Origin of the sequence: Micromonospora chokoriensis, from assembly GCF_000718555.1 — a bacterium.
Lineage (GTDB): Bacteria > Actinomycetota > Actinomycetes > Mycobacteriales > Micromonosporaceae > Micromonospora > Micromonospora chokoriensis_B.
Genome location: NZ_JOAN01000015.1, coordinates 329,204 through 352,633 on the forward strand (window position 1 = coordinate 329,204; position 23,430 = coordinate 352,633).

The window sequence follows — 23,430 nt, forward strand, 5'->3', positions numbered from 1 at the left end:
CTGGCCCGGCGGCGGACGCGTGACACCATGGCCGGGTGAGCGGTGCTGTGCAGACGGGTTGGGCCTCTCCGGCCGGCCCCGCCGCGCCGGCACCGGCCCGGTCGCGGCGGCGTTGGCTGCTTGTCGCGACCACGGCCTGGGCCGTGTTGCTGGCCGGGCTCACCTGGACCTCGGCGCGGAACGACCCGCCAACCGTGCGCGAACAGCGCTCCCTCGATCAGGCTGGCCCGGTGGTCGACCGGGCGGTCGGTGAGTTGGCCCGCGCGGCCGGCGCAGCGGGCCTGCTGGAGCTGGGCCCGGCGCGGATCGCGTCCGGTTGCCGGGTCACCCCGTTCGCCGACGGGGCGAGGCTGCGGCGTGAGGTCGGGGTGCTCGCGCCCGCCGGTGACGAGCAGGCCGTGCTGGCCGGCATCGCCGAGCGGCTGCCGGCGAGCTGGCGGGCCGGGGTGGGGCGTGGGTTGGGCGGCCCCGAGCTGCGCGCCGACGCCGGAGAATTCGTCGCCGTCGAGGGGCGGCCGACCGTCGACGGCCGGCTGCGTCTGATCGTCGACACCGGTTGCCGACCGGTCGGCGACGGCTACCCGCCGACCTCGGCCACCGCTGCCGGCCCGGAGACCGCCGCGCTGACCGCCGCGCTGCGGGCGCTCGACCGGCCCGACGCCGCGCCGGAGCTGGTCACCGCGCCCTGCCCGGGCGGCGGGCTGGCCCGTACCGTGCGCTCGTCGGTTGGTCCCGGCCCGGCGGCCGCACTCGCCCCGCTGGCCGGCAACGCCCCACTGCTGGATCAACCCCCGGTGTACGCGTACCGCGCCGGCGATGTCACGGTGCTGGCCGAGATCAGCCCGGACGCCACCCGACTGGCCGCCACCGTCGGTTGCCCGGGTTGAGCCGAGCAGCCCGCTCGGGTCAGCCGTCGCCCGGCTGATCCTGCGGGCCACGGCTGCGGCCCAACGCGTCGACCATGCCCCACCGGCCGGGGATGTCCAGTAGCTCGACGCGGCCCATCCCCGGCGGCACGGCCGGGTCGATGATCAGGTGCTCGCCCTGCGGCTCCAACCCCAGCATTACCCGGAGCAGCAGCAACGGCGTGCCGGTCGACCATGCCTGCGGGCTGCACGCGGTCGGGTACTCCACCGGGTAGTCGGTGAGGTCCCGGGCGTAGCCGGCGAACGCCTCCGGCAGCCGCCCCTGGAAGTACTGGGACGCGGCCAGCATCGCGTCGCAGATCAGCCCGGCCTCGTCCCGGAAGCCGTACCGCCACAGGCCCCAGGCGATGATCGAGTTGTCGAACGGCCAGACCGTGCCCACGTGGTAGCCGATCGGGTTGTACCGCCCCTCGTCGGTGGCGAGCGTCCGCACTCCCCAGCCAGAGAAGAGCCGTGGCCCGAGCAGGTGCTCGACCACCTTGCTGGCGCGGGACTCGTCCACGATCCCGCTCCACAGCAGGTGCCCGATGTTCGAGGTCAGCGCGTCCACCTGCCGGCCGTCGGCGTCCAGCGCGAGCGCGTAGTGCTCGCGGTCGGCGATCCAGAAGTCGCGGTCGAACCGCCGTTTGAGATCGGCGGCCTGCCGCTCCAGCCCGTCGGCGTACTCCGGGTCGTTCCAGAAGGTCCGGGCCAGCCGGGCGGCCCGCATCTTCGCGTCGTACGCGTACCCCTGCAACTCGCAGGTGGCTCGGGGGAAGCCGGGCATCTGGCCGTCGGCGTACGAGATGGCGTCCCAGGAGTCCTTCCAGCACTGGTTCTGTAGACCGGTCTCCGGGTTGCGGGTCTGGTACCAGAGGTAGCCGGTGCCGAGCAGGTCACCGTAGGTGTCGATCCATTCCAGCGCCGCCCGGACCTGCGGCTCCAGTCGACGCACCAGCGCGGCGTCGCCGGTCCAGCGCTCGTACTCGTCGATCAGGATGATGAACAGTGGCGTCGAGTCGGCCGCCCCGTAGTACGGCGAGTGCGGCTGCTCCTCGAAGCCGGCGGTCTCCCCGTACCGCAGCTCGTGCAGGATCTTGCCGGGTTCCTCGTCCCGGAAGTCGTCCACCCGCTGCCCCTGCAGGCCGGCCAGCATCAGGATGGTCGGCGGGACCAGCTCTGGCAGGAACGGCAGCACCTGCAACGAGGTGATGATGCTGTCCCGGCCGAACAGGGTCATGAACCAGGGCAGTCCCGCGGCGATCAGCCGCACGCCAAGGGCGATCGACTCGTAGCGCAGTGCGGCAAGGTCGTTGAGGCTGCGCCGGTACGCCCCGGCCAACGGCTCGCAGTCGCAGCCGAGCTTCGGCGCCCGGTCGATCAGCTCCTGCTGTTCGGCTCGGATGACGTCGGCGTTGCGGCTGCCGCCGTATGGCAGGGTGGCCCGGATGTCCTCGCCCTTAGCCCCGTAGACGACGCTTGACACGTGCAGCCGGGTGGTCCACTTGCTGTTGCGGGCGATCCGGATCCGGAAGGTCATCCCGGTGTCGTCGACCTGCGCCGGGGCGGTGGTGGTGACCGTCGTCTCCCGGTGGAACGCCTCTCGCCGGTAGGTCAGCCGCAGCTCGTTTTCGGATACCGAGACTGTCGTTTCGCCCCGCTTCTGCCGGGGGCGCTTGATCTCGAACAGGTCGGCGAAGTCGGCCCCGATGTCGAGCCGGACGGTGAACTCGACGTCCGCGCCGGTGTGGTTCAGCACGGTCAGCTCCTCCTCGAAGCTGCCCACGATCGCCCGGCTGCGGATCACCGACGCCTTCGCGTCCAGGTAGTGCGTGGGTTCGCCGGGGGCGAGGAAGAACTTGGTGCGGTACGACTCGTTGTCGTCGACGGAGAGGGCGTGCAGCCGCTTGCCGTCCAGGGTGAGCAGCCACGTGGACAGGAATCGGGTGTCGAAGGAGAACAACCCGGTAGGGAAGTCGTAGGACGGCTCGATGTCCCCCCGCCGGTCGCTGACCAGGAAGGTGTTGCCGTCCAGGATGCTGACGAGTTCCTTCACCTCAGTCGTCCGGCCGCTCGACGGGCCGTTTCGCGGGGGTCGCGGGTGCCGGGTGGGCTCGGAAAGAACCGGCGGAAGGCGAGGAAGAGCACCACGTTCCCGCTGAACGTGCTCTCGTTGCGCAGCACCGCGGCGACCCCCTGGGCCTCGCCGGTGATCAGTCGGTCGAAGAGGGCGGCGCTGCTGTACCAGATGGCGTCGGCTGGGCCACGCCCGCGAGTGACCTGCACCGACCCGGGCCGCATCCGGACCAGCCAGTGTTCGGTGCGGTGGTCGTCGCCGAGGTCGATCTGCAGAGTGCCATCGGCCAGACCGCCCAGGATGTCGGGGGCGCGCGACGGCAGCGCTTCGAAGAACCTCTCCACCGCCTCGGTCACATCCGAATCGTAGGCAGCCGTCCGAGATGTCGGGTCGGTATCGGCACTCCGCTCGGATCGCCCCACCGCCGCCGTGCGGTCAGTAGACGAGTGCCTGCGCGCCCTCGGCCATCGCCTCCTCGACGAAGACCGCGGCGCCGGCGATCCGGACCCCGGGCAGTACGTCGTCCGGGCCGATCTCTCGTCGGGCCGCGCACTGGGTGCAGGCGGTCACCCGACCGCTGGTCAGGATGACGTGCAGCAACTCGGCCAGCGGCGCGGAGTGCGGCAGCTCGAACTGCTGTGCGCGACCGGGCAGCGCGAACCAGGTCGACTCACCGGTCAGCCAGAGCGAGACGTCCACGCCGGCCGCGACCGCCGTCGCGGCGACGGTGAATGCCTGTGCGCACCGCTCCGGAGCGTCCGCCCCTGCGGTGGCCTTGACGACGAGAGTGCGGGCCATGTGGCCCAGCATAGGATGGCCGGGATGGTTACCGAGATCGGGTTTGTCAGCCTGCTGGTCGCTGGCCTGGGCGGGCTCGCCGGTGGCTTGGTCTACCTAGCCGTACGCATTTCGAGAGGACGCTGGTGACGCCTGTGAGCGAGAACCCGCTGCAGCCGCCGTGGCTGAACGCGCCGCCGGTCGAGGAGTACCCGTTCGAGGAGAGTCACGACCTGCGGGTCGGGCCGAAGCTGCACCCCGCGCTGGATGCCCTGCTGCCGTACATCGGCCTGTGGCGCGGCCGGGGCAAGGGCGGCTTCCCCACCATCGACGACTTCGACTACGCGCAGGAGATCCGGATCAGCCACGACGGCCGACCGTTCCTGCACTACGAGTCGCGTGCCTGGATCCTCGACGAGCAGAGCAAGCCGGTCCGTCCGGCCGGGCGTGAGGTCGGCTGGTGGCGGCCGGTGCTGGTGGATGGCCGGGCGACCGATGAGCTGGAGGCGCTGCTGACCACCCCGACCGGGGTGATGGAGCTGCACCTGGGCAAGCGCACCGGCACGCAGCTGGAGTTCGCCACCGACGCGGTCATCCGGACTCCCACCGCCAAGGAGGTCACCGGTGGGCACCGGCTCTTCGGCATCGTCGAGGGTGCGCTGCTCTACGCCCAGGAGATGGCCGCCATGGGGCACGGGCTCAGCCCGCACCTCTCGGCGCGCCTCGTCCGGGTCGGCGGCTGACTAGACGGGGAAACCCAGCAGGGCTTGCAGGGCGGGGGTACGCGGGCAGCGAGCCCGACGTACCCCGTCCAGCGTGTTCACCTCGGCGGCTCCGCGCAGCGACGAGGTGAACCACACGCCGTCCGCCGCGTGCAGTTCGGCGGGGGTGACCATCCGTTCGGCGGCGCTCAGGCCCAGCTCGGTGGCGTGAGCGAGCAGCCAGGCCACTGTCGTGCCGGCGAGGATGCCGGTGCTGGCGGCGGGCACCGTGCAGAGCGTGTCGTCGGTGAGCCACACCACGTTGGCGGTGGGACCCTCCAGCGCGTATCCGTCGGAGGAGATCCAGAGCACGTCGTCCACGCCGGCCCGGCGGGCCCAGCGGCGGGCGGCGCTGCTGACCGCGTACGACGTGGATTTGATCCCGGCCGGCAGCCAGCTCAGCTCGGTCCGGGCGGCGGCGGGCAGCCCCAGCGGCAGGCTGGCCACGGCGATTCCGTCCCGCCGGGCGGCCCGGGAGGCCGCCGGCACCTCGGCCAGCGTGGCGTAGACCGTCGGCGGGCCGCCGGCCTCCGGGCCTCGCGTGCAGACCAGCCGAAGGGCCCCTTCCACAGGTGCTGGCCAGCCAGCCCGTACCTCGTCCAGCAGGTCGATCAGCGCCGCGGTGGGGGGCAGGGCCAGCTCGACGGCGGCGGCGGCCGTGGCCAGACGGGCCAGGTGTTCGTCGCGCAGCCACGGCCGGCCGTGCCGCAGGTGCATGGTCTCGAAGAGGCCGTCGCCGTGCAGCACCCCGAGGTCGTCACCGCGGAGCACCGGGTCGCCGGGCGGCACCGGGCCGAGCCCCAGAACGGCGATCCGCGCGGTCGGGTCGGCCGCGACCTTCCCGACGGACGACGTCACCATGACCATCGAGCGTAGCGGTGGTCGATCGCGATGCGGGGCAGAGCCTGGCGGCCGAACTATGATCGGACGGTGTCCGAATCCTCCCTCGCGGAAATCCTGCGGGCCCGTGGGCTGCGTTTGACGGCTCAACGGCAGCTCGTCCTCCAGGCGGTGCTCGATCTGGGCCACGCCACACCGGAGCAGGTGCACACCGCAGTCCGGGAGGTCGCCGCCGGCGTCAACATCACCACCATCTACCGCACGCTTGAGCTGCTGGAACGGCTCGGTCTGGTGACCCACACACACCTGTCGCACGGCTCGCCGACCTACCACGCCGCCGGTGAACACCAGCATGTCCACCTGGTCTGCCGGGAGTGCGGCGCGATCGACGAGATCGAACCGGAGTTACTCCGCCCTCTCGCCGACCAGTTGGCCACGCAGCGCGGGTTCCGGGTGGACATCGGGCACGTGTCACTCTTCGGCGTCTGCGCACGCTGCGAGAACGGGGACCACAAATGATCGACATCGCGGGTGCGGTGGCCGTCGAGAGCATCGACGAGGCCAGCCGTGACCAGCCCGATCCGGCGCACGTCGCGGTCGGGGTGCGGGGGGTGGCCGCGCACTACGGCGACCCGCTGCGCGAGCAGCGCACCCTCGACACCGAGGTCGGCCTGGTCGACCGGTCGCATCGCGGGGTCATCGCGGTGCCCGGGGAGGAACGGGCCGGTTGGCTGCACACGATCACCTCGCAGCACCTGAGCGCCCTCACCGCCGGCGAGGGCACCGAGTTGCTGGTGCTGTCGCCCAACGGCCACGTCGAGCAGCACGCCATGGTCGCCGAGGACGGCGAGACCACCTGGCTCGACACCGAGCCGGGGGCGACGGCGGGCCTCCTGGCCTATCTGGAGAAGATGCGGTTCTTCAGCAAGGTCGAACCACGCGACGCGACGGCCGAACGCGCGCTGCTGTCGCTGGTGGGGCCGGCGGCCACGGAGGCGCTGGGCACGCTCGGCGTGACCGGGCTGGCCGCGCCGGACCTGGTCGCGGTGCCGGGTCCGAAGTTCCCGCACGGTGCCGTGCCACCCCGGGCGAGTGTTCGCTACGACGTACGACCGCTGCCGATCGGCGGCTGGGCCCGACGTGGTCCCCTCGGGGTCGACCTGCTGGTGCCCCGCTCAGCGATGGACCAGGTGGTGGCGGAGCTGCGCGGCGCCGGTGTGCCGGTCGCGGGGCTCTGGGCGTACGAGGCGATCCGGGTGGCCGCCCGACAGCCCCGGGTCGGGGTGGACACCGACCACCGGAGCATTCCGGCGGAGGTCGACCTGATCGCCCCGGCGGTGCACCTGGACAAGGGTTGCTACCGGGGCCAGGAGACGGTGGCCCGGGTGCACAACCTGGGCCGGCCGCCGCGTCGCCTCGTACTGCTGCATCTGGACGGGGTGACCACCGACCAGCCGCCGGTGGCCGGCACGCCGGTGACCCTCGACGGCCGGGCGGTCGGCTTCGTCGGCACCGCCGTGCTGCACCACGAGCTGGGTCAGGTCGCCCTCGCGGTGGTGAAACGGAACATCCCGGACGATGCCGCGTTGCGGATCGGCGAGACCGCGGCGGCGATCGACCCGTCCTGAGCGGTCCGTCTAGGATCGCCGGCATGACGACAGGGACGTTGATCACGGTGGCCCCGACCGGCGCTGAGTCGGCCAAGGCGCAGGTGCCGGCGCTGCCGGTAACCCTCGACGAGCTGCTGCTCACGGCCAAGGAGTGCGAGGCGCTCGGCGCCGCCGTGATCCACGTCCACATCCGCGACGACGAGGCTCGGCCGACGCTCGACCCGGTGCGCCTGGCCGACACGGTGGCGGCGCTGCGGGAGAGCACCGACCTGATCGTGCAGCTCTCCTCCGGCGGCGCGGTGACCGACCCGGAGGCCGCCCGGCTCGCCGTGCTCGACGCCCGTCCGGACATGGCCTCCTGCACCATGGGCACGGTCAACTTCGGTGACGACGTCTTCCTCAACCGCTGGGAGTTCATCGTCGACCTGCACACCCGGATGCAGGAGCGCGGGATCGTGCCGGAGTACGAGATCTTCGACCTCGGCCACCTCTCCGCGTTGCAGCGGTTGCTCGGCAAGTACGGGCTGCCGGCCGGCGGGCACGTGCACGTCGACTTCGTGATGGGCGTGCCGGGCGGTATGCCGGGCACCACCGAGACGCTTGTCGCGGCCCACCGGATGCTGCGGGACCTGCCCGAGGGCACCACGTTCTCGGCCACCGGCGTCGGCCGGAGCACCATCGCGGTGCTGCTGGCCGCGCTGTCCACGGGCGGTCACCTGCGGGTCGGCATGGAAGACACCGTGACGTACGCGAAGGGCCGCCCGGTCGAGTCCAACATGCAGTTGGTCGCCCGCGCGGTCGGCTTCGCCCAGCTCGCCCAGCGCCCGCCGCTGACCACCACCGAGGCCCGCGCGCTGCTCGGGCTGTAAGGCCGCGCCTGTCCGGCGCCCCTGTCACCCGAGCGGTGGACGACCTGGTCACCCCGCCGCCGGGCACCCCCGCAGCGTCGGTACCGTCCAGCGCGTGACGAAGACGTACGAGGGCGGCGTGCCGCTCGCCGAGGTGGTCCGGTCCGGGTTCGTGGAGGGTGCGCACCGTGGCTCGGTGGTGGTACTGGACGCCGCAGGTGTGGCGGTGGCGTCCGCCGGGGATGTGACCTCGCCGGTCTTCCCGCGCTCGGCCAGCAAGCCGATGCAGGCGATCGGGATGCTCCGGGCCGGCCTGGCGTTGACCGACCCGGCCGACGTGGCGCTGGTGTCGGCGAGCCACGCGGGCGAGGACTTTCACCTGGCCCGGGTCGGTGCGCTGCTGGAGCGCGCCGGGCTGGACGCGTCGGCGCTGCACTGCCCGCCGGACCTGCCGGTGGGCGTGGCGGCCCGGGAGGCGGCGCTGCGCGCCGGGGGTGGCCCCACCAGGGTGCAGATGAACTGCTCCGGCAAGCACAGCGGGATGCTGCTGACCTGCGAGGCCGCCGGTTGGCCGCTGGACGGTTACTGGCGACCGGAGCACCCGCTTCAGCAGCGGTTGCGGGCCGCCATCGAGGAGTTCACCGGTGAGCAGGTGGCGGCGGTGGGCGTCGACGGCTGCGGCGCCCCGGTGCTCGCGGTGTCGCTGACCGGCCTGGCCGGGGCGTACCTGCGGCTGGTCGACGCCGAGCCCGGCTCGGTGCCGCGCACGGTGGCCGACGCCATGCGCGCGCACCCGGAGATCGTGGGTGGCACCCAGGCCGACGACACCCGGCTGATGCGTGGTGTCCCGGGGTTGCTGGCCAAGGTCGGCGCCGAGGGCGTGCTCGCCGTGGCGGTGCCGGGCGTCGGCGCCGTCGCACTCAAGATCGACGACGGCGCCGACCGGGCCCGGATGCCGGTGCTGGTCTCCGCGCTACGCCGGCTCGGCGTGCAGGCACCGGTGCTGACCGAATACGCCGAGGTGCCGCTCTTCGGCGGCGGCGTTCCGGTCGGGGCGGTCCGACCGCTGTGGTGAGCGTGGTCTAGCTCAGGAAGTCGAGCAGCGCGGCGTTGACCGCCTCCGGACGCTCCAGCGGCAGCAGGTGCGCGGCGTCCGGCACGTTGGGCAGTCGCAGGGCGCCGGGCACCTCGGCGGCGATCCGGTCGGCGAGCCGACTGATGTCCGGCACGTCTGCGGCACCCGCCGTGACCAAGACCGGGATCTTCAGCTCGCCGAGCCGGCCGATCGCCGGTGGCATCAGCTCGCCGACCTCGACCGCGCCGAGCGCCAGTTCGGCGGCGAGGGCACGCTGGTCCATCTCCTGCGCGAACGCGAGCAGGTCGGGGTCGACGTCCTGCGGCTGGCGTCCCGGGCCGACCACCCAGAACCGCACCTCGCCGGCCGCCCCGGCCACGAAGTCGTCGGGGTCGACCTCGCCGACCAGGTCGTCCCAGAGGTCGTTCGCCTCATCGGACCACTCGTTGCCGGAGACCGCCGTGTCGAACAGCGCGAGCGCGGTCACCCGGTCGGGGTGGGCCAGCGCGGTGTCGATGGCGACCGATCCACCGAAGGAGCAGCCGACCAGGCTGGCCTGGGGCAGGTCGAGCGCGTCCAGCAGCCCGGCCACGTCGTCGTGGTGTGTGAACGGGGTCGGGGGCAACTCCGAGTCGCCGTAGCCGCGCAGGTCCGGGACGATCACCCGGTGTCGGGCGGCGAGTGCGGACAGCTGTCCCCGCCACATCCGCCGGTCGGCGATGCCGGCGTGCAGCAGGACGACGGGCGAACCGGTGCCGGCCTCGTCGTACGCGATGCTTGCTCCATTGACTGTGATCTTGTGCACGGACGGACCGTACGGATCGGGCGAGCGGCGCGCAAACGGGGTGCTGAGACCTTGCTAACTATGGTTAGCGTTTTGCTTGCAAGAGCTAGCGCGGCCGATTAGCGTCGTTGTCATGGCCACACCCAAGGACCTTCCCGATGTCGGCGGGTTCATCCGCGATCTGCGGCGCAACGCCAAGATCTCGCTACGGCAGCTCGCCGAGCAGGCAGGGGTCAGCAACCCGTACCTCAGCCAGATCGAACGCGGCCTGCGCAAGCCGAGCGCCGAGGTGCTCCAGCAACTGGCGAGCGCGCTGCGGGTCTCCACGCCGGCGATGTACCTGCGCGCCGGTCTGCTCGACGACAAGGAAGGCCACGGGGTGCTCGCCGCCATCGCCGTGGACGCCGACCTGACGATGGCGCAGAAGCAGTCGCTCAGCCAGATCTACGAGACGTTCCGCCGGGAGAACACCCGGCTGGCCGAGGCCCAGGCCGAAGCCGAAGGCAGCGGCACGGTCGGGGCCACCACCCCGACGGACGTCGCCGACCAGCCCGCCGACCTGGCCAACCTGGCCGCCACCGGCCCCACCACCACAGGCGGGACCCCCACCGAAGCGGTGCTGGAGTCGGTCGCCGTCACCGAGGCGGGCACCGCCCCCGCACCCGGCAGCACCAACATCCCCCAGAAGAAGAAGGCCGCCGAGGCGGCCGAAGAGGAGACGTCATGAGCGAGCCGAAGACCAACCGCATCCCCGCCCCGATCTACGCCGCAGCCGGTGCCGGTGAGCTGGCCATCGAGCAGCTGCGCAAGCTGCCGGCCGTGGTCGGCGTCCTCGGCACCCGGGTCGTCGCCGACCTGGGTGGTCGGGCCGTGCTGACCGGCTTCGAGCTGCGGCAGAAGGCCACCGAGACGCTGCGCACCGCCAATGAGACCGCCGACCTGGCCAAGCTGCGTGAGGTGGCCGACATCGACAAGCTGCGCGCCGCCGCGACCCGCAATGCCGCCCTGGTGGTCGCGAGCGCCCAGGCCGCCCAGGAACGCGCGTTCGCCGCCTACGGCGCGCTTGTCGCCCGGGGTGAGCGGGTCGTCGGCGCAGGCGTGCTGGAGGCCGCCGAGACGGTCAACGCCGACATCGAGGCCACCGAGGCCGTGACGCCGGCCACCACTGCGGCCGTCGCCACCGCCCCGGCCACCCCGACCGCAGCCCCCGCCGACGTGCCGACCCCGGCCGACGTGGCCGAGATCGCCGAGGCCAAGCCGGCCGCCGTCAAGAAGGTCGCCCGCGCGCCCAAGGCCGCCAAGCAGGCCGAGACCCCCTCGGCCAAGCTTCCCCGGGCGACCAAGCAGACCCGCCCGGCAGCCGAGTAGTTCGCCGCGTCCACGACCCCGGCGGCGTCCTTGTCGGACGTAGCCGGGGTCGTGGACATAAACTGGCCGGCATGGCCAACGCCGCGCCGATCTTCGCCTTCGCCGTCCGTGACGTGATCGAGCTGATCCTGCTCGTCTTCGCGCTGATCGTTCAGGGCGTAGCCCTGGTGCACGCCATCACGCAGCGCTCCGACGCCTTCCCCGCCATCGGGACGCTGCCCAAGGGCGGCTGGGTCGCCATCCTGGCGGTCTGCCTCGTGCTCACCCTGCTCGGCTTCGGCCCGATCAGCCTCTTCGGACTGGTCGGCATCGCCGCCGGTCTGATCTACCTGCTCGACGTCCGGGTCGGCCTCCGTGAGCTCGGTGACGGTAAAGGGTCCTGGTGAGAGGTTTTCGCTGGCCGCCCCCACCCGACAGTGGTCCCCGCACCTGGGGGCCCGGCCCGGGTGGGCCGCGTACCGGCCGGCCGGCACTGCCGGAGCCGGAGACCGAACTGGTCACCACCCCACACGGCGTACGGCTGGAACGGCTGGTCACCGGCACCGGTGATCCGGTCACCGTCTTCGCGCACGGGCTGGGCAACGGCATCGCCACCACCCGCCCGTTCGGCAGTGGGGTGAACGGCCGCAAGGTGTTCTTCCAGTTCCGGGGGCACGGCCGTTCCGAGGCGCCGGACGGGCCGTGGGACTACCTGGACCTGGCCCGGGATCTACGCGCCATCGCTGATCTCGGCGGGGCCAGCCGCGCGTTCGGCGCGAGCCTCGGCGCGGGTGCCCTCTGCCGTCTCCTCACCGAGAGCCCGGAGCGGTTCGACAAACTGGTCTTCTTCCTGCCAGCGGTCCTCGACGAGCCGCGCGGGCCGGTCGCCTGGGAACGTATGACGGACCTGCTGGAGGCGGTGGAGAGCGGGGACGCCTCGGCGGTCGCCGACGTGGTGACCCTGGAGCTGCCCCCGGCGGTGCGCAACACCCCGGCCGGCTGGGCGTACCTGCGGCAGCGGCTCGACCAACTGCTTCGCGACGGTCTGGCCCCCGGCCTGGCCACGCTCGCCGCACAGACACCGCTGCGCCAGATCGTTGACCTGTCGGCGGTCACCGCGCCGGCGCTGGTGATCGGCTGCGCGGGCGACGACCTACACCCGGTCGAGGTCGCCGAGCAGCTCGCCGTCGCGTTGCCCCAGGCCACCCTGCATGTGTACGACCGACCCGGCGTGCTCTGGTCGGAACGCGCCGACCTGCGGGACCGCATCTCCGGCTTCCTGAACGACTAGCCGGCCCTGCCGCAGCCGGATCGGGTCGCCAATTCGGACGGCGGTTGTCAGGTATTCCTGACAACGTCGCAGGCATGACGCAACCGCTCACAGGAAAGATCGCGCTCGTCGCCGGTGCCACCCGAGGTGCCGGTCGGCAGATCGCCGTTCAGCTCGGCGCGGCCGGGGCCACCGTCTACGCCACCGGCCGCAGCACCCGGGCCGGTCGCTCCGAGATGGACCGGCCGGAAACCATCGAGGAGACCGCCGAGCTGGTCAGCGCGGCCGGCGGCACCGGCATCGCCGTGCAGGTCGACCACCTGGTGCCCGAGCAGGTCCGCGACCTCATCGCCCGGATCGACGCCGAGCAGGGCCAGCTCGACGTGCTGGTGAACGACATCTGGGGCGGCGACCCGCTGGTCACCTGGGACAAGCCGGTCTGGGAACAGCCGCTGGACGCCGGCTTCCGCACCCTGCGGCTCGCCGTCGACACGCACATCATCACCAGCCACTTCGCCCTGCCACTGCTGATCCGCAAGCCCGGCGGCCTGGTGGTGGAGATGGGCGACGGCACCAAGGCGTACAACGACGAGAACTACCGGCTTTCGGTCTTCTACGACCTGGCCAAGGTCTCGGTCAACCGGCTCGCCTTCAGCCAGGCACACGAGCTGAAGCCGCACGGCTGCACGGCGGTGGCGCTCACCCCCGGCTGGATCCGCTCCGAGGCGATGCTTGAGCACTTCGGCGTGACCGAGGAGAACTGGCGCGACGGTGCTGCCACCGACCCGAACTTCCTCATCTCGGAGACCCCGGCCTTCGTCGGCCGCGCGGTGGCCGCGCTCGCCGCCGACGAAGAGAAGGTCCGCTGGAGCGGCAGGTCCGTCGACGCTGGCACGCTCTCCAAGGTGTACGGGTTCACCGACCTCGACGGCAGCCAACCCGAGGGCTTCCGCTACATCACCGAGGTGGTCGACGCGGGCAAGCCGGCCGACGTGACCGGCTACCGGTAGAGCGCGCCGAGCCGCTCGGCGCTCTCCGCGAACAACTGCCGCAGCTCGGGTGGACCGAGGACCTCGACCTCGGGGCCGAGCCCCAACAGTTGGTGGTACGCCACCTGGACCGACTCGACGGGCAGCCGCGCCACCACCCAGCCCTGCCCGTCGGGTTCGCTGGCGGCGGCGACCAGCTCGTCGTACACGGTGGGGGCATCGACCAGGTGCCGGAGCTGGCGCAGGCCGGCGGGGCTCAGCCGGACGGTGACCTCGGCCCGCAGGATGGTCCGCAGGAACGACCCGGCCTGCTCGCGCCAGTGCCCGGCCAGGTCGAAGCCCTCGTCGCGGTCGAAGTGCTCGTCGCCCACCTCGACCCCGGTGACCCGGTCCACCCGGTAGGTGCGCACATCGTCGCCGACCCGGCCGACCAGATACCAGACTGCGCTCTTGAGCACCAGGCCGTACGGCTGAACCTGGCGGGTCACCTCCCGATCGCCGCGTCGGTAGCGCAGCTCCACCACCCGGTCCGCCCAGACCGCCCGGGCCAGTTCGGGGAGCCAGAGCGGCGGCGTGGTCTCCCGGAACCAGCCCGGCACGTCCAGGTGGAACCGCTGTCCGGCACGGGCCGGCGCGTCGCGCAAGGCCGGCGGCAGCGCGGCGAGCACCTTCAGCTCGGCGGACGCCACCGCGTCGGCGAGTCCCATATCGCCGGCCGGTCCGGGCAGCCCGGCGAGGAAGAGCGCCTCCGCCTCGTCCCGGGTCAGCCCGGTGAGCCGGGTGCGGTAGCCGCCGAGCAGGCGGTAACCGCCGGCCCGCCCCCGGTCGGCGTAGACCGGCACACCAGCCGCGGAGAGCGCCAGGACGTCCCGGTAGACGGTCCGCTCGGAGATCTCCAGCTCCCGCGCCAGCTCGCTCGCGGTCATCGACCCGCGCGCCTGCAACAGCAACAACAGCGAGATCAGTCGGGAGGCGCGCACCCGCCCATCCTGCCCTGCTCATCGTCAGGCGGATTCGATCACCGCTCGCTAGGCTGCTCGATCGTGGATGTCAGCAAAATCGCCAGCCCGGTGACCGGGGCCGTCGGACGCTTCTTCGCCGGGGCGGGTCTGCTCCTGCGGGGGCTGGGCCTCTACGTTCGTAGCCCGGGGTTGATGCTGCTCGGCATCGTACCGGCGTTGATCTCCGGCGTGCTCTTCCTGGCCGCGCTCGCCACACTTGTGTACTTCGTGGACGACCTCGCCGCGCTTGTCACCCCGTTCGCCGACGACTGGTCGAGCACCGGCCGCAGCCTGGTCCGGGTGATTGCCGGGCTGGCCTTCCTGGGGCTCGGCGGCCTGCTCGGCGTGCTCACCTTCACCGCGGTCACCCTGGTCATCGGCGACCCGTTCTACGAGAAGATCTCCGAGCAGGTGGAGCAGCGGTACGGCGGCACACCCGGCGCGGTGGAGGTGCCGTTCTGGTCGTCGCTGCGCCGCAGCCTCGCCGACTCGGTACGCCTGGTGGCGCTCACGGCGCTGGTCGGCATCCCGCTCTTCCTCGCCGGCTTCATCCCGGTGATCGGCCAGACGGTCGTCCCGGTGATCGGGGCGGCGGTGGGCGGGTGGTTCCTCGCCGTGGAGCTGGTCGGCGCACCGTTCTACCGGCGCGGAATGCGGCTGCCGCAGCGCCGGACGATCCTGAAGGCCGACCGACCCGCCGCGCTCGGCTTCGGAGTGGCCGTCTTCCTCTGCTTCCTGATCCCGCTCGGCGCCGTGCTGATCATGCCGGCCGCGGTCGCGGGTGCCACGCTGCTGGCCCGTCGCTCGATGGGCCAGTCGATCGAGGAGAGCTGACATGGAGATCACCCTGGTCGAGGGGGACATCACCACCCAGCGGGTGGATGCCATCGTGAATGCCGCGAACTCGTCCCTGCTCGGCGGCGGCGGGGTCGACGGTGCCATCCACCGGCGCGGCGGACCAGCCATCCTGGCCGAGTGCCGGGCGTTGCGGGCCTCCCGCTATGGCAAGGGCCTGCCCACCGGACAGGCGGTGGCGACCACGGCAGGTGACCTGCCGGCCCGCTGGGTGATCCACACCGTCGGGCCGGTCTGGTCGGCCAGCGAGGACCGGTCGGCGCTGCTGCGCGACTGCTACGCCAACAGTCTCCAGGTGGCCGACGAACTTGGGACGTCCACTGTGGCGTTCCCGCTGATCTCCGCCGGCATCTACGGCTGGCCGCTCGACGACGCGGTCGGTCAGGCGCTGTCGGTGCTGCGCGCGGCCACCCCGGCCACGGTCAGCGAGACGCGCCTGGTGCTCTTCGGCGCCGACACCCACGCTGTAGCCCGCCAGGTGTTCGAGAAGCGCCCCGCCCCTTGATCACTTGCCGCTGAGTAGTCCCCGGGGGGGCGCGCTGACTCGTCGATCATGGAGTTGTGGTGGGTGACAAAGCGCCCTTGCTCCACCAAAGCAGGCACCATAACTCCATGATCGACGCGTTCGGGCTCGCCCATTCCGCGATCTTGCACTCTCTGTCGCGGCATAGTGGGGCATTTCACGCATTCCGGCGACAGGAACTGCAAGATCGGCGCCGGGGTGGGGAATCACTCTCGACTACTCAGCGTCAAGTGATCACGGCAGGCCAGCCGAGGCGAAGTCTGGACAGGCGTAATCGCGCGGCTTGACGCGGTTACGGTTGCTCGGAGAAGTCCGCGATGAAAGCGCGCCAGGCTGCCGGCCCGAAGGTCAGAGTCCCGCCATCACGGGCCTTGGAATCCCGGACCAGCACGACGCCGGGCAGGTTGTCAGCGACCTCGACACAGTTGCCACCGTTCGTCCCGGACTTCGTCGACTTGCGCCAACGGGCGTCGGTCATGTCCATGTCTTCGCCGCTTCCTTGATCAGATCTAGAGAGGGTCGGCGGGGGAGTGCGTCTCGCAGGACGGCCTCCCACGTCTTTTGGAGCGTAGCAATCTCGCCCGCGCCGCTGACGGTCTGCGATCGCACCTGGTAATCCGTATGCCCGACGACCGTGTCGTCGGGCATCGTGGCGAGGATGAACCCGCCTTGAAGGCCAGGGTAGAGCCCCGCATCATCCGGCACGACATGAATTTGTACGTGCGGCAGCTCGGCGACGGCTGCGAGGTGTTCGAGCTGCTCACGTATTAGCGTGCGGTCGTCGTTCACGGTCCGTCGGAGCACTGCCGCGTCAAGCACGATCACCACGTGAGGCGGGTCCTCGCGATTGAGTACCGCCTGCCGGTCCATCCGCGACCGGACCCGCTGCCTAGTTTGTTCAACGGTGAGAAGCCCACCGGCTTGAAGTGTCGCCCGCGCATATGTCTCGGTCTGCAGAAGCCCAGGTACGAAGGCCGGCTCGTACCACCTCAGGGCCTTCGCCTGATCCTCGAAGGTGATCCATTCCCGCAGCCATACAGGAGCCATGTCGAGTGCGGCGAGCCTTTCGAGTAGCCGCACGAAGATCCCGCCCGTCTTCAGTGCTTTGTCGATGGCGGCTACGTAGTCGCTGGTGGGCGGGCGGGCGCCGGTCTCTACGGCACTGACATGAGTGCCGGAGTAGCTGATGAACCTGCCGAATTCGTCTTGGTTCATTCCCCGGACGGTCCGCGCATGGCGCAGCTCGTCGAGCAGGATTTCTGCCGCCGTAATGCTCACGTTCCCCAACCCTCCCCCAACCTGTCAACCCGGCCCCTCGTGGGTCCTCATCAGCGGCAACGCATCCGGCCGAGGCCGCTCCATCAGGGCCCATTCGCTATCGAGGTTAGGCGGTTACCGAGAAGAGTTCCATGAACAGGACCGCTTTCGGAGAACTGGCCGGGACGGTCCCCTCTGGATCTGCGGATAGGGGGATCCCTTGCCCAACAACGAACCCGGATCTGTGGGTGAGGTGAAGTCGGGCGATGTCTTGCACCTGACCCGCGCGGCGAGTGTGCAGTTCCTCCGGCCGATCTTCGTCCGCGTGATCAGGCTTCCCGACTGGGTGACGTATGACGGCTGGCTCTGGATTGAGGGCTACGAGTTAGGCCCGAAGGGTGAGGCCGTTGTCCGGCGGTCGCTGTTCGTGCAGAAGGCGGGCCTGATCTGGCAGGCCCCTCCGGCACCGGCTGCCGGGCCGACGGCCCGCCGGCAGGTACGCCGCGGACCGGTGCGGGTCGGATGACCGCCCGGCCTCGGCCGCACCTGCCGATGCGTCCCGCATGGCTGTGTCGCAACTGCGCTGCGCCGTGGCCCTGCGGTCCGGCTCAACTCGACCTCATTGCCGAGTTCTACGGTCACTCGATCGCGCTGGCGTTCTACCTGGCCTCGTCGATGCAGGAGGCCGTCGATGACATGTACGGCCTGGGCGGTCGCCCGGATCCCGCCGTGATGCACGCCCGCTTTCTCGGGTGGCTGTCCCTGGCCCGTCGACCGCGCCGGGCAGGGTGATTGATGGTCAGGTCAGGTCAGGTCGGCTAGGCAGGTCCATTGGGATGCCACCGGGCGGTAGCCCAGCCGGGCGTTGATCGCGAGCATCGGCGCGTTCGCCTCGTCGTTCGAGGTGTACGCGACACGCACGCCGTGCGCGGCAGCCAGGTGCAGCGCGGCGGTCTTGGCCAGCCGGGCCAGCCCTCGACCCCGGTACGCCGGGACGGTGCCGGTGTAGTCCGACCACATTCGGTCGCCGTCCCGTTTGACCAGGCTGAAGGCGGCCACCTCACCATCGATCTCGGCGGCGATGCTGGCCGCCTTGTCCAGGCCGAGGTTGTCCCAGACGTCGTACTGCCAACTCTCGTAGCTCTTGCTGTCGACCGGCACGTCGCTCGGCTCGTCGACGGCCGAGGCCACGTCAGCCGCGTACAGCAGGTGCGGGTCCAGCTCGGCGATCGGGCGCAGCCGTACGCCCGGGGGTGGGTCGGGTAACGCGGGTGCCGGATTCAGATCGAGCGCCGAGTAGCGCACCTCGCGGCTGGGCTCGTAGCCGTGCCGACGCGCGAACGGCAGCGCCTCTGGTTGTGCCACGGCACGCACCCGGCGGATGCCCAACGGGCGGAGGTAGTCGGTCGCGGCGGTCAGCAGCGCCGTGCCAACGCCGCGCCGCCGATGTTCCGGGTGTACGTGCAGCAGGTTGATGCCACCGACGTTCGCCATCGACGTCGAGCCGATTCGTTCGGCGGACACCCAACCGACCACCCGGTCGCCGACCTCGGCCACGAAGGCGGTCCAGTCCTCCTCCGGCGGGGGCTCGGCGATCATCTTCCGGGTCGACTCGACCCCGCGCACCAGATACGGGAAGACCGTCGCTCGAAGGGCCACCACGCCCGGTGCGTCGTCCGGCTGCGCCACTCGGATCCGCATGTCAGGCCCCCATCCGTACGGCGGCGACCGCCTCGACCTCGACGAGTTGATCGGTGTAGCCGAGCACGGCCACCCCGAGCAGGGTGCTGGGCGGGTCGTGGTCGCCGAAGAAGTCCCGTACCACCTCCCAGACGGTCACCAGGTCAGCCTGTTTCGACGACGCCACATAGACCGTGGTCTTGACGACGTCGGTCAGCCGCGCGCCGGCCGCGTCGAGGGCGGTCGCCAGGTTCGTCATCACCTGCCGGGCCTGCGCGGCGTGATCGCCCGGCGCAACCGTGCGCCCCTCGGCGTCCAGCGGGCACGCCCCGGCGGTGAACACCAACCGGGCGGGTGGCTCGACAGTGGCCGCGTACGCGTACTCGGCTGTGTCGGAGAGGGCGGGGACGTGCAGCAGCGCGACAGGATCCGGCATGTCGGCGAGGCTAACCAGGATCGCCCGACCGAGCGACGCATTAACCACGCACTCCCGCAGCCTGCGCGACCGACCAGCAGGCAGCAACTTCAAGGAAATAGTGGCTTCCCGGCGCGCGGAGGCCACCATTTCCCTGAAGTTGTGCGGATCTTGCCCCGCGCCGGGCGCCGCGCGTCAGGCCGACGCGCGGCGGATCAGCTCGGTGGGGAGCATGACTGACTGCTCGATGGTCTCCCCGGCGGCCAGCCGGAGCAGTTGCCGGGTCATCCGGCGGCCCAGCTCCACGATCGGCTGCCGGACGGTGGTCAGCGGCGGCTCGGTGTAGGCGGCGGTCTCGATGTCATCGAAGCCGACCACCGCCACGTCCTCGGGCACCCGCCGACCGGCCTCGCGCAGCGTACGTAGGGCGGCGTGTGCCATCAGGTCGGAGGCGGCGAAGACGCCGTCCAGGTCGGGGTGCTCGGTGAGCAGTCGGCGCATCGCGGCCGATCCGGATTCTCGGGTGAAGTCACCGACGGCGATCAGTTCGGGCAAGCCCGCGTCGGCGACCGCGCTGCGGTAACCACGCAGCCGTTCGATTCCGGCGACCATGTCCTGTGGCCCGGCGATGGTGGCGATCCGTCGACGACCGTTGTTGATCATGTGTCGGACGGCGGCGGTCACCCCGCCGACGTGGTCGACGTCGACGTACGGGACGGGCACGTCGCCGAGTGGCCGGCCGCTGACCACCACCGGGATGCCGAGTCGGGCCAGCGTGCCGGGCAGCGGGTCAGCGCCGTGCAGCGACGCGAAGAGCACGCCGTCGACGTGCCGGCCGGTGGTGTACCGCTCGACCCGTTGGTGCCCGGCCGGCGAGCCGGCGAGCATCAGCACCAGTTGCTTGTCGGCCGCCTCCAACTCCTGGCTGACGCCCCGGATGATGCCGGGGAAGACCTGGTCGTCGGAGAAGACCCGGGTGGCCGCCTCCGGCATGACCAGGGCGATCGAGTCGGTGCGCTGGGTGACCAGGCTGCGGGCGGCGAGGTTGGGGACGTACCCCAACTCGGCGACCGCCCGGGTGACCGCCTCGCGGATCGGTTCGGCGACGGTGGTGGAGCCGTTGACCACCCGGGACACGGTCGCTCGGGACACCCCGGCCCGCGCCGCCACCGCTTCGAGCGTCGGCCGCTGCGCTGTCGTCATCGCGCCTTCCCCCCCCCGCTCGTCACAGCCCGTTCCGGGAGATCACCTCCTGGTACCACCGGGCGCTGGCCTTCGGTGTGCGCCGCTGGGTCAGGTAGTCGACGTGCACGATCCCGAACCGCTTGCGGTAACCCTCCGCCCACTCGAAGTTGTCCAGGAATGACCATACGAGATACCCACGCAGGTCCACGCCCCGGGAGATCGCCTCGTGCGCCGCGCGGAGGTGCCCGTCGAGGTAGGCGATGCGATCGGCGTCGATCACCTGCGCCGGAGCGTCGGGCGAGTCGACGCCCGGCTTGTCGGGGAAGGCCGCGCCGTTCTCAGTGATCAGCAGCGGCACCCCGGGGTAGTCGGCGGCGATCCGCTCCAGCAGCCGGGTCAGCCCGGCTGGCTCGATCATCCAACCCATGTCGGTGAGCGGCCCGGCCGGTGGCAGGAAGTGCACCGCACCCTCGGTCCCCGGATAGGCGGCGTTGCCGGCGCCGTCGGGCCGACCGGCCACGTAACTCGGGGCGTAGTAGTTGATGCCGAGCAGGTCGATCGGGGCGGCGATCAGCTTCTCGTCGCCGTCCCGGATGAATGTCGGCTCGACGATGCGTGCCACGTGCTCGCGGACGTCGTCCGGGTAGCCGCCGGCCAACAGCGGGTCGAGGAAGATCCGGTTGTGCAGGCCGTCGACCAGGCGGACCGCTGCGGCGTCGGCCGCGCTCTGTGGGTCGGCCGGGCGTACGTCGGCCGGGTTGACGGTGATACCCACGCTGCGCGCGCCGGCCGCCCGCAACGCCCGCGCCGCCAGGCCGTGCCCCAACAGCAGATGGTGTACGGCGGTGAAGGTCGCCGCCGGGTCCTGCTCGCCCGGAGCGTGCACCCCGTTGGCATAACCGAGGTAGGCCGAGCACCACGGCTCGTTGAGCGTGGTCCACACGTCGATCCGGTCGCCGAGGCGCGCGTACACCGCCGTGGCGTAGGTGGCGAAGTGCTCGGCGGTGTCCCGGTTGGTCCAGCCGCCCCGGTCACCCAGGGCCTGGGGCAGGTCCCAGTGGTAGAGGGTGACTATCGGGTCGATGCCCCGAGCCAGCAATGTGTCGGTGAGCCGGTCGTAGAAGTCCAGCCCCCGTGGGTTGGCCGGGCCGGTGCCGTCCGGTTGGATCCGTGGCCAGGCGACCGAGAACCGGTACGCCCGCAGCCCCAGCTCGGCCATCAGCGCCACGTCATCGGCGTACCGGTGGTAGTGATCGCAGGCGACGTCGCCGGTGTGGCCCTGGTAGACCTTCCCCGGCGTACGGCTGAAGGTGTCCCAGATGGACGGACCGCGACCGTCGTCGCGGGCGGCACCCTCGATCTGGTACGCGGCGGTGGCCGCCCCCCAGAGGAAGTGCTCGGGAAAAACGATCTCATTCACGCCTTGACCGCACCTTCCATGATCCCGCCGATGATCTGCCGGCCGAACAACACGAAGACCAGTAGCAGGGGCAGCGTCGCGATGGCTGTCCCGGTGAACACCTGCGACATGTCCTGGTAGTACCCGTCCGAGAGTGCCCGCAGGGAGAGTTGCACTGTCGGATTCGCCGGATCGTTCAGCACAGCGTACGGCCACAGGAAGTCGTTCCAGGTAGTCATGAACGTGAGCAGGCCGAGCACTGCGGCGGCGGGGCGCAGGGCGGGCAGCACGACGTGCCACCAGATCCGAGCGGTGCCACAGCCGTCCATCCGGGCGGCCTCGATCAGCTCGTCACTTACCGCCTGGCCGGCGTACTGCCGCATCATGAACACCCCGAAGCCGGTGACCAGGGCCGGCACGATGACCGCGGGCAGCCGGTCGTTCCACTGCAATTGGGTCATCAGGAGATACAGCGGGATCACGCCGAGTTGGGTCGGCACCATCATGGTCGCGATGATGACGAGCAGCAGGGCGTTGCGGCCCCGGAACCGCAGCTTGGCGAAGGCGAACCCGGCCAGGCTGGAGAAGAACACCACGGACACGGTGACAGTGGTGGCCACGATCGCCGAGTTGATCAGGCCGGTCAGGAAGTACGCGTCGGTGTTGTCGAAGAGCCGGGCGATGTTGGCGCCCAGGTTGCCGCCCGGCGTCATCGGCGGCGGCAACTGCCCCATCGCGTCGCTGGATCGGCTGGCCACCACGAACATCCACCAGATCGGAAAGACCGACAGGCCGGCGGCGACGACCAGGGCCAGGTAGGTGAGCGGGCTGGCCCGCCAGAGTCGGCTCATCGTGCCGTTCCCTTCCGATGGCGGTCCGAGCCGCCGAGGCGGCGCAGGAGCAGCACGTTGACCGCCGCGACGATCGCGATGAGCGCGAAGAGCAGCCAGGCCACGGCCGAGCCGTACCCGAAGTTGTAGTGCGGCGCGAAGGCGTTCTCGAACATGTACATGGTCAGCGTCTGCGACTCGCGCATCGGCCCGCCCCGGATCGGGTTGGTGCCGGAGTGGAACAGCCGGGGCTCGGTGAAGAGCTGCAAGCCGCCGATCGTGGCGATGATGGCGCAGAAGATGATCGTCGGTTTGAGCAGTGGCACGGTGATCGACCAGAACTGTCGGGCCCGGTTGGCGCCGTCGATGGATGCCGACTCGTACAGGTCGCGGGGGATGGCCTGCATCGCGGCCAGGAGGATCAGCGCGTTGTAGCCGGTCCACCGCCAGTCGACCATCGCGGAGATCGCCACCCAGGAGGCGAACCGGTTGGACTTCCACCCGATCGCGTCCAGCCCGACCAGGTCGAGCAGCCAATTGATCATGCCGAACTCGCGGCCGAAGATCACCCCGAACACGATCGCCACCGCGGCGGTGGAGGTGACGTTGGGGACGAGCACCGCCATCCGCCAGCCGGTGCGGGCTCGTAGCCCGCGGTTGAGCAGGTTGGCCAGCCAGAGCGCGGCGAGCAACTGCGGGACGGTCGAGATGACGAAGATCCCCAGCGTGTTGACAAGCGCGTGCCAGAAGTCGGCGTCGGCCAGCAGCCGGGTGTAGTTCTCCGCCCCCACGAAGGGGTGGTCGGCTCCGAGCAGGTCCCAGTCGTGCAACGAGACCCAGAAGGTGTACGCCAGCGGGTAGACCCCGAAGACCGCGAAGAGCAGGAAGAACGGGGCGATGTAGAGGTACGGCGAGAGCCGGGTGTCGAGCCGGCTGAGCCGACCTGACGAGCGTGCAGGTGCCGGTACGACCGGCGGGCGGGCGTCGAGCTGGACGGTCATG

30 protein-coding genes are annotated in these 23,430 nt (G+C 71.0%); 16 read left to right on the top strand and 14 right to left on the bottom strand.

Annotated elements, in window-relative coordinates; translation table 11 throughout:
* Window positions 1-35: 35 nt before the first annotated feature.
* Window positions 36-887 (top strand): hypothetical protein, encoded by an 852-nt coding sequence (locus IF46_RS0121285; RefSeq protein WP_030490113.1) that lies wholly within the window; start codon window positions 36-38, stop codon window positions 885-887.
* Window positions 888-906: 19 nt separating this feature from the next.
* Here IF46_RS0121285 and IF46_RS0121290 read toward each other — a convergent pair whose 3' ends face one another.
* The 3 genes from IF46_RS0121290 to IF46_RS0121300 all read right to left on the bottom strand — a co-directional run bounded on the left by IF46_RS0121290 (window position 907) and on the right by IF46_RS0121300 (window position 3,792).
* Window positions 907-2,961, bottom strand: a complete 2,055-nt coding sequence (locus IF46_RS0121290; protein WP_030490114.1) for a glycogen debranching N-terminal domain-containing protein — start codon at window positions 2,959-2,961, stop codon at window positions 907-909.
* Window positions 2,958-3,338, bottom strand: a complete 381-nt coding sequence (locus IF46_RS0121295; protein WP_030490115.1) for an SCP2 sterol-binding domain-containing protein — start codon at window positions 3,336-3,338, stop codon at window positions 2,958-2,960. Before IF46_RS0121295 ends, IF46_RS0121290 begins: the two co-directional genes overlap by 4 nt.
* 79 nt (window positions 3,339-3,417) lie before the next feature.
* Window positions 3,418-3,792: a DsrE family protein gene (locus IF46_RS0121300; protein WP_030490116.1), complete on the bottom strand. Its 375-nt coding sequence runs from the start codon at window positions 3,790-3,792 to the stop codon at window positions 3,418-3,420.
* Window positions 3,793-3,804: 12 nt separating this feature from the next.
* Between IF46_RS0121300 and mtfM the strand changes: the two genes are divergently transcribed.
* Together mtfM and IF46_RS0121310 are read left to right on the top strand one after the other, a co-directional pair.
* The gene (gene mtfM, locus IF46_RS35540; RefSeq protein WP_030327764.1) at window positions 3,805-3,909 is read left to right on the top strand and encodes a small membrane protein MtfM; all 105 of its coding nucleotides are present in this window, start codon (window positions 3,805-3,807) and stop codon (window positions 3,907-3,909) included.
* Window positions 3,910-3,914: 5 nt separating this feature from the next.
* Window positions 3,915-4,502: an FABP family protein gene (locus IF46_RS0121310; RefSeq protein ID WP_030490117.1), complete on the top strand. Its 588-nt coding sequence runs from the start codon at window positions 3,915-3,917 to the stop codon at window positions 4,500-4,502.
* Here IF46_RS0121310 and IF46_RS0121315 read toward each other — a convergent pair whose 3' ends face one another.
* Complete coding sequence (locus IF46_RS0121315) at window positions 4,503-5,381, bottom strand: aminotransferase class IV (RefSeq protein ID WP_051724063.1); 879 nt, start codon at window positions 5,379-5,381, stop codon at window positions 4,503-4,505.
* 30 nt (window positions 5,382-5,411) lie between these two features.
* Between IF46_RS0121315 and IF46_RS0121320 the strand changes: the two genes are divergently transcribed.
* The 4 genes from IF46_RS0121320 to IF46_RS0121335 all read left to right on the top strand — a co-directional run bounded on the left by IF46_RS0121320 (window position 5,412) and on the right by IF46_RS0121335 (window position 8,893).
* On the top strand, window positions 5,412-5,879 hold the full coding sequence (locus tag IF46_RS0121320) for a Fur family transcriptional regulator (RefSeq protein WP_084597983.1): 468 nt from the start codon (window positions 5,412-5,414) through the stop codon (window positions 5,877-5,879).
* Entirely contained in the window at window positions 5,876-6,988 is a 1,113-nt protein-coding gene (locus IF46_RS0121325) for a YgfZ/GcvT domain-containing protein (RefSeq protein ID WP_030490120.1), read from the top strand. Before IF46_RS0121320 ends, IF46_RS0121325 begins: the two co-directional genes overlap by 4 nt.
* A gap of 23 nt (window positions 6,989-7,011) precedes the next feature.
* Window positions 7,012-7,839 (top strand): 3-keto-5-aminohexanoate cleavage protein, encoded by an 828-nt coding sequence (locus tag IF46_RS0121330; RefSeq protein ID WP_030490121.1) that lies wholly within the window; start codon window positions 7,012-7,014, stop codon window positions 7,837-7,839.
* Window positions 7,840-7,933: 94 nt separating this feature from the next.
* Window positions 7,934-8,893: an asparaginase gene (locus IF46_RS0121335; protein WP_030490122.1), complete on the top strand. Its 960-nt coding sequence runs from the start codon at window positions 7,934-7,936 to the stop codon at window positions 8,891-8,893.
* A gap of 7 nt (window positions 8,894-8,900) precedes the next feature.
* Here IF46_RS0121335 and IF46_RS0121340 read toward each other — a convergent pair whose 3' ends face one another.
* Window positions 8,901-9,698: an alpha/beta fold hydrolase gene (locus IF46_RS0121340; protein WP_030490123.1), complete on the bottom strand. Its 798-nt coding sequence runs from the start codon at window positions 9,696-9,698 to the stop codon at window positions 8,901-8,903.
* Window positions 9,699-9,810: 112 nt separating this feature from the next.
* Between IF46_RS0121340 and IF46_RS0121345 the strand changes: the two genes are divergently transcribed.
* The 5 genes from IF46_RS0121345 (at window position 9,811) to IF46_RS0121365 (ending at window position 13,304) form a co-directional block, all read left to right on the top strand.
* On the top strand, window positions 9,811-10,404 hold the full coding sequence (locus IF46_RS0121345; protein ID WP_030490124.1) for a helix-turn-helix domain-containing protein: 594 nt from the start codon (window positions 9,811-9,813) through the stop codon (window positions 10,402-10,404).
* On the top strand, window positions 10,401-11,045 hold the full coding sequence (locus tag IF46_RS0121350; protein ID WP_030490125.1) for a hypothetical protein: 645 nt from the start codon (window positions 10,401-10,403) through the stop codon (window positions 11,043-11,045). The genes IF46_RS0121345 and IF46_RS0121350 overlap by 4 nt, the downstream gene beginning before the upstream one ends.
* A 71-nt stretch (window positions 11,046-11,116) precedes the next feature.
* A complete protein-coding gene (locus IF46_RS0121355) occupies window positions 11,117-11,431 on the top strand; it encodes a DUF2516 family protein (protein ID WP_030490126.1) in 315 nt (104 codons plus the stop codon).
* A complete protein-coding gene (locus IF46_RS0121360; RefSeq protein WP_030490127.1) occupies window positions 11,428-12,315 on the top strand; it encodes an alpha/beta fold hydrolase in 888 nt (295 codons plus the stop codon). The genes IF46_RS0121355 and IF46_RS0121360 overlap by 4 nt, the downstream gene beginning before the upstream one ends.
* A 74-nt stretch (window positions 12,316-12,389) precedes the next feature.
* Window positions 12,390-13,304 (top strand): SDR family oxidoreductase, encoded by a 915-nt coding sequence (locus IF46_RS0121365; protein ID WP_030490128.1) that lies wholly within the window; start codon window positions 12,390-12,392, stop codon window positions 13,302-13,304.
* Here the strand turns inward: IF46_RS0121365 and IF46_RS0121370 are convergent.
* Entirely contained in the window at window positions 13,295-14,263 is a 969-nt protein-coding gene (locus tag IF46_RS0121370; protein WP_030490129.1) for a helix-turn-helix transcriptional regulator, read from the bottom strand. The two genes, IF46_RS0121365 and IF46_RS0121370, sit on opposite strands and share 10 nt — an antisense overlap.
* A gap of 63 nt (window positions 14,264-14,326) precedes the next feature.
* Here IF46_RS0121370 and IF46_RS0121375 point away from each other — a divergent pair, with 63 nt between their 5' ends.
* Both IF46_RS0121375 and IF46_RS0121380 read left to right on the top strand, forming a co-directional pair.
* Complete coding sequence (locus IF46_RS0121375) at window positions 14,327-15,118, top strand: EI24 domain-containing protein (RefSeq protein ID WP_030490130.1); 792 nt, start codon at window positions 14,327-14,329, stop codon at window positions 15,116-15,118.
* A gap of 1 nt (window position 15,119) precedes the next feature.
* The gene (locus IF46_RS0121380) at window positions 15,120-15,644 is read left to right on the top strand and encodes an O-acetyl-ADP-ribose deacetylase (protein ID WP_030490131.1); all 525 of its coding nucleotides are present in this window, start codon (window positions 15,120-15,122) and stop codon (window positions 15,642-15,644) included.
* A gap of 310 nt (window positions 15,645-15,954) precedes the next feature.
* On the opposite strand, the gene IF46_RS0121385 is transcribed toward IF46_RS0121380, so the two are convergent.
* Together IF46_RS0121385 and IF46_RS0121390 are read right to left on the bottom strand one after the other, a co-directional pair.
* Window positions 15,955-16,146 carry a DUF397 domain-containing protein gene (locus IF46_RS0121385; protein ID WP_030490132.1) on the bottom strand — a complete coding sequence of 64 codons (192 nt, stop codon included), beginning with the start codon at window positions 16,144-16,146 and terminating at the stop codon, window positions 15,955-15,957.
* Complete coding sequence (locus tag IF46_RS0121390; protein ID WP_030490133.1) at window positions 16,137-16,949, bottom strand: Scr1 family TA system antitoxin-like transcriptional regulator; 813 nt, start codon at window positions 16,947-16,949, stop codon at window positions 16,137-16,139. Before IF46_RS0121390 ends, IF46_RS0121385 begins: the two co-directional genes overlap by 10 nt.
* Window positions 16,950-17,139: 190 nt before the next feature.
* Here IF46_RS0121390 and IF46_RS0121395 point away from each other — a divergent pair, with 190 nt between their 5' ends.
* Together IF46_RS0121395 and IF46_RS0121400 are read left to right on the top strand one after the other, a co-directional pair.
* Entirely contained in the window at window positions 17,140-17,445 is a 306-nt protein-coding gene (locus IF46_RS0121395) for a hypothetical protein (RefSeq protein ID WP_232234104.1), read from the top strand.
* Window positions 17,442-17,711, top strand: coding sequence for a hypothetical protein (locus IF46_RS0121400; RefSeq protein WP_030490135.1), 270 nt, complete (start codon window positions 17,442-17,444; stop codon window positions 17,709-17,711). Before IF46_RS0121395 ends, IF46_RS0121400 begins: the two co-directional genes overlap by 4 nt.
* A 12-nt stretch (window positions 17,712-17,723) precedes the next feature.
* Here the strand turns inward: IF46_RS0121400 and IF46_RS0121405 are convergent, their stop codons facing one another.
* From IF46_RS0121405 to IF46_RS0121430, 6 genes are all read right to left on the bottom strand, one after another.
* Window positions 17,724-18,620 (bottom strand): GNAT family N-acetyltransferase, encoded by an 897-nt coding sequence (locus tag IF46_RS0121405; protein ID WP_030490136.1) that lies wholly within the window; start codon window positions 18,618-18,620, stop codon window positions 17,724-17,726.
* Window position 18,621: 1 nt separating this feature from the next.
* Window positions 18,622-19,035, bottom strand: coding sequence for a RidA family protein (locus tag IF46_RS0121410; protein WP_030490137.1), 414 nt, complete (start codon window positions 19,033-19,035; stop codon window positions 18,622-18,624).
* 174 nt (window positions 19,036-19,209) lie between these two features.
* Window positions 19,210-20,217, bottom strand: a complete 1,008-nt coding sequence (locus tag IF46_RS0121415; RefSeq protein WP_030490138.1) for a LacI family DNA-binding transcriptional regulator — start codon at window positions 20,215-20,217, stop codon at window positions 19,210-19,212.
* 22 nt (window positions 20,218-20,239) lie between these two features.
* On the bottom strand, window positions 20,240-21,619 hold the full coding sequence (locus IF46_RS0121420; RefSeq protein ID WP_030490139.1) for a GH1 family beta-glucosidase: 1,380 nt from the start codon (window positions 21,617-21,619) through the stop codon (window positions 20,240-20,242).
* Window positions 21,616-22,449, bottom strand: coding sequence for a carbohydrate ABC transporter permease (locus tag IF46_RS0121425; RefSeq protein WP_030490140.1), 834 nt, complete (start codon window positions 22,447-22,449; stop codon window positions 21,616-21,618). The genes IF46_RS0121420 and IF46_RS0121425 overlap by 4 nt, the downstream gene beginning before the upstream one ends.
* Window positions 22,446-23,429, bottom strand: a complete 984-nt coding sequence (locus tag IF46_RS0121430; RefSeq protein WP_030490141.1) for a carbohydrate ABC transporter permease — start codon at window positions 23,427-23,429, stop codon at window positions 22,446-22,448. The genes IF46_RS0121425 and IF46_RS0121430 overlap by 4 nt, the downstream gene beginning before the upstream one ends.
* Window position 23,430: the final 1 nt, after the last annotated feature.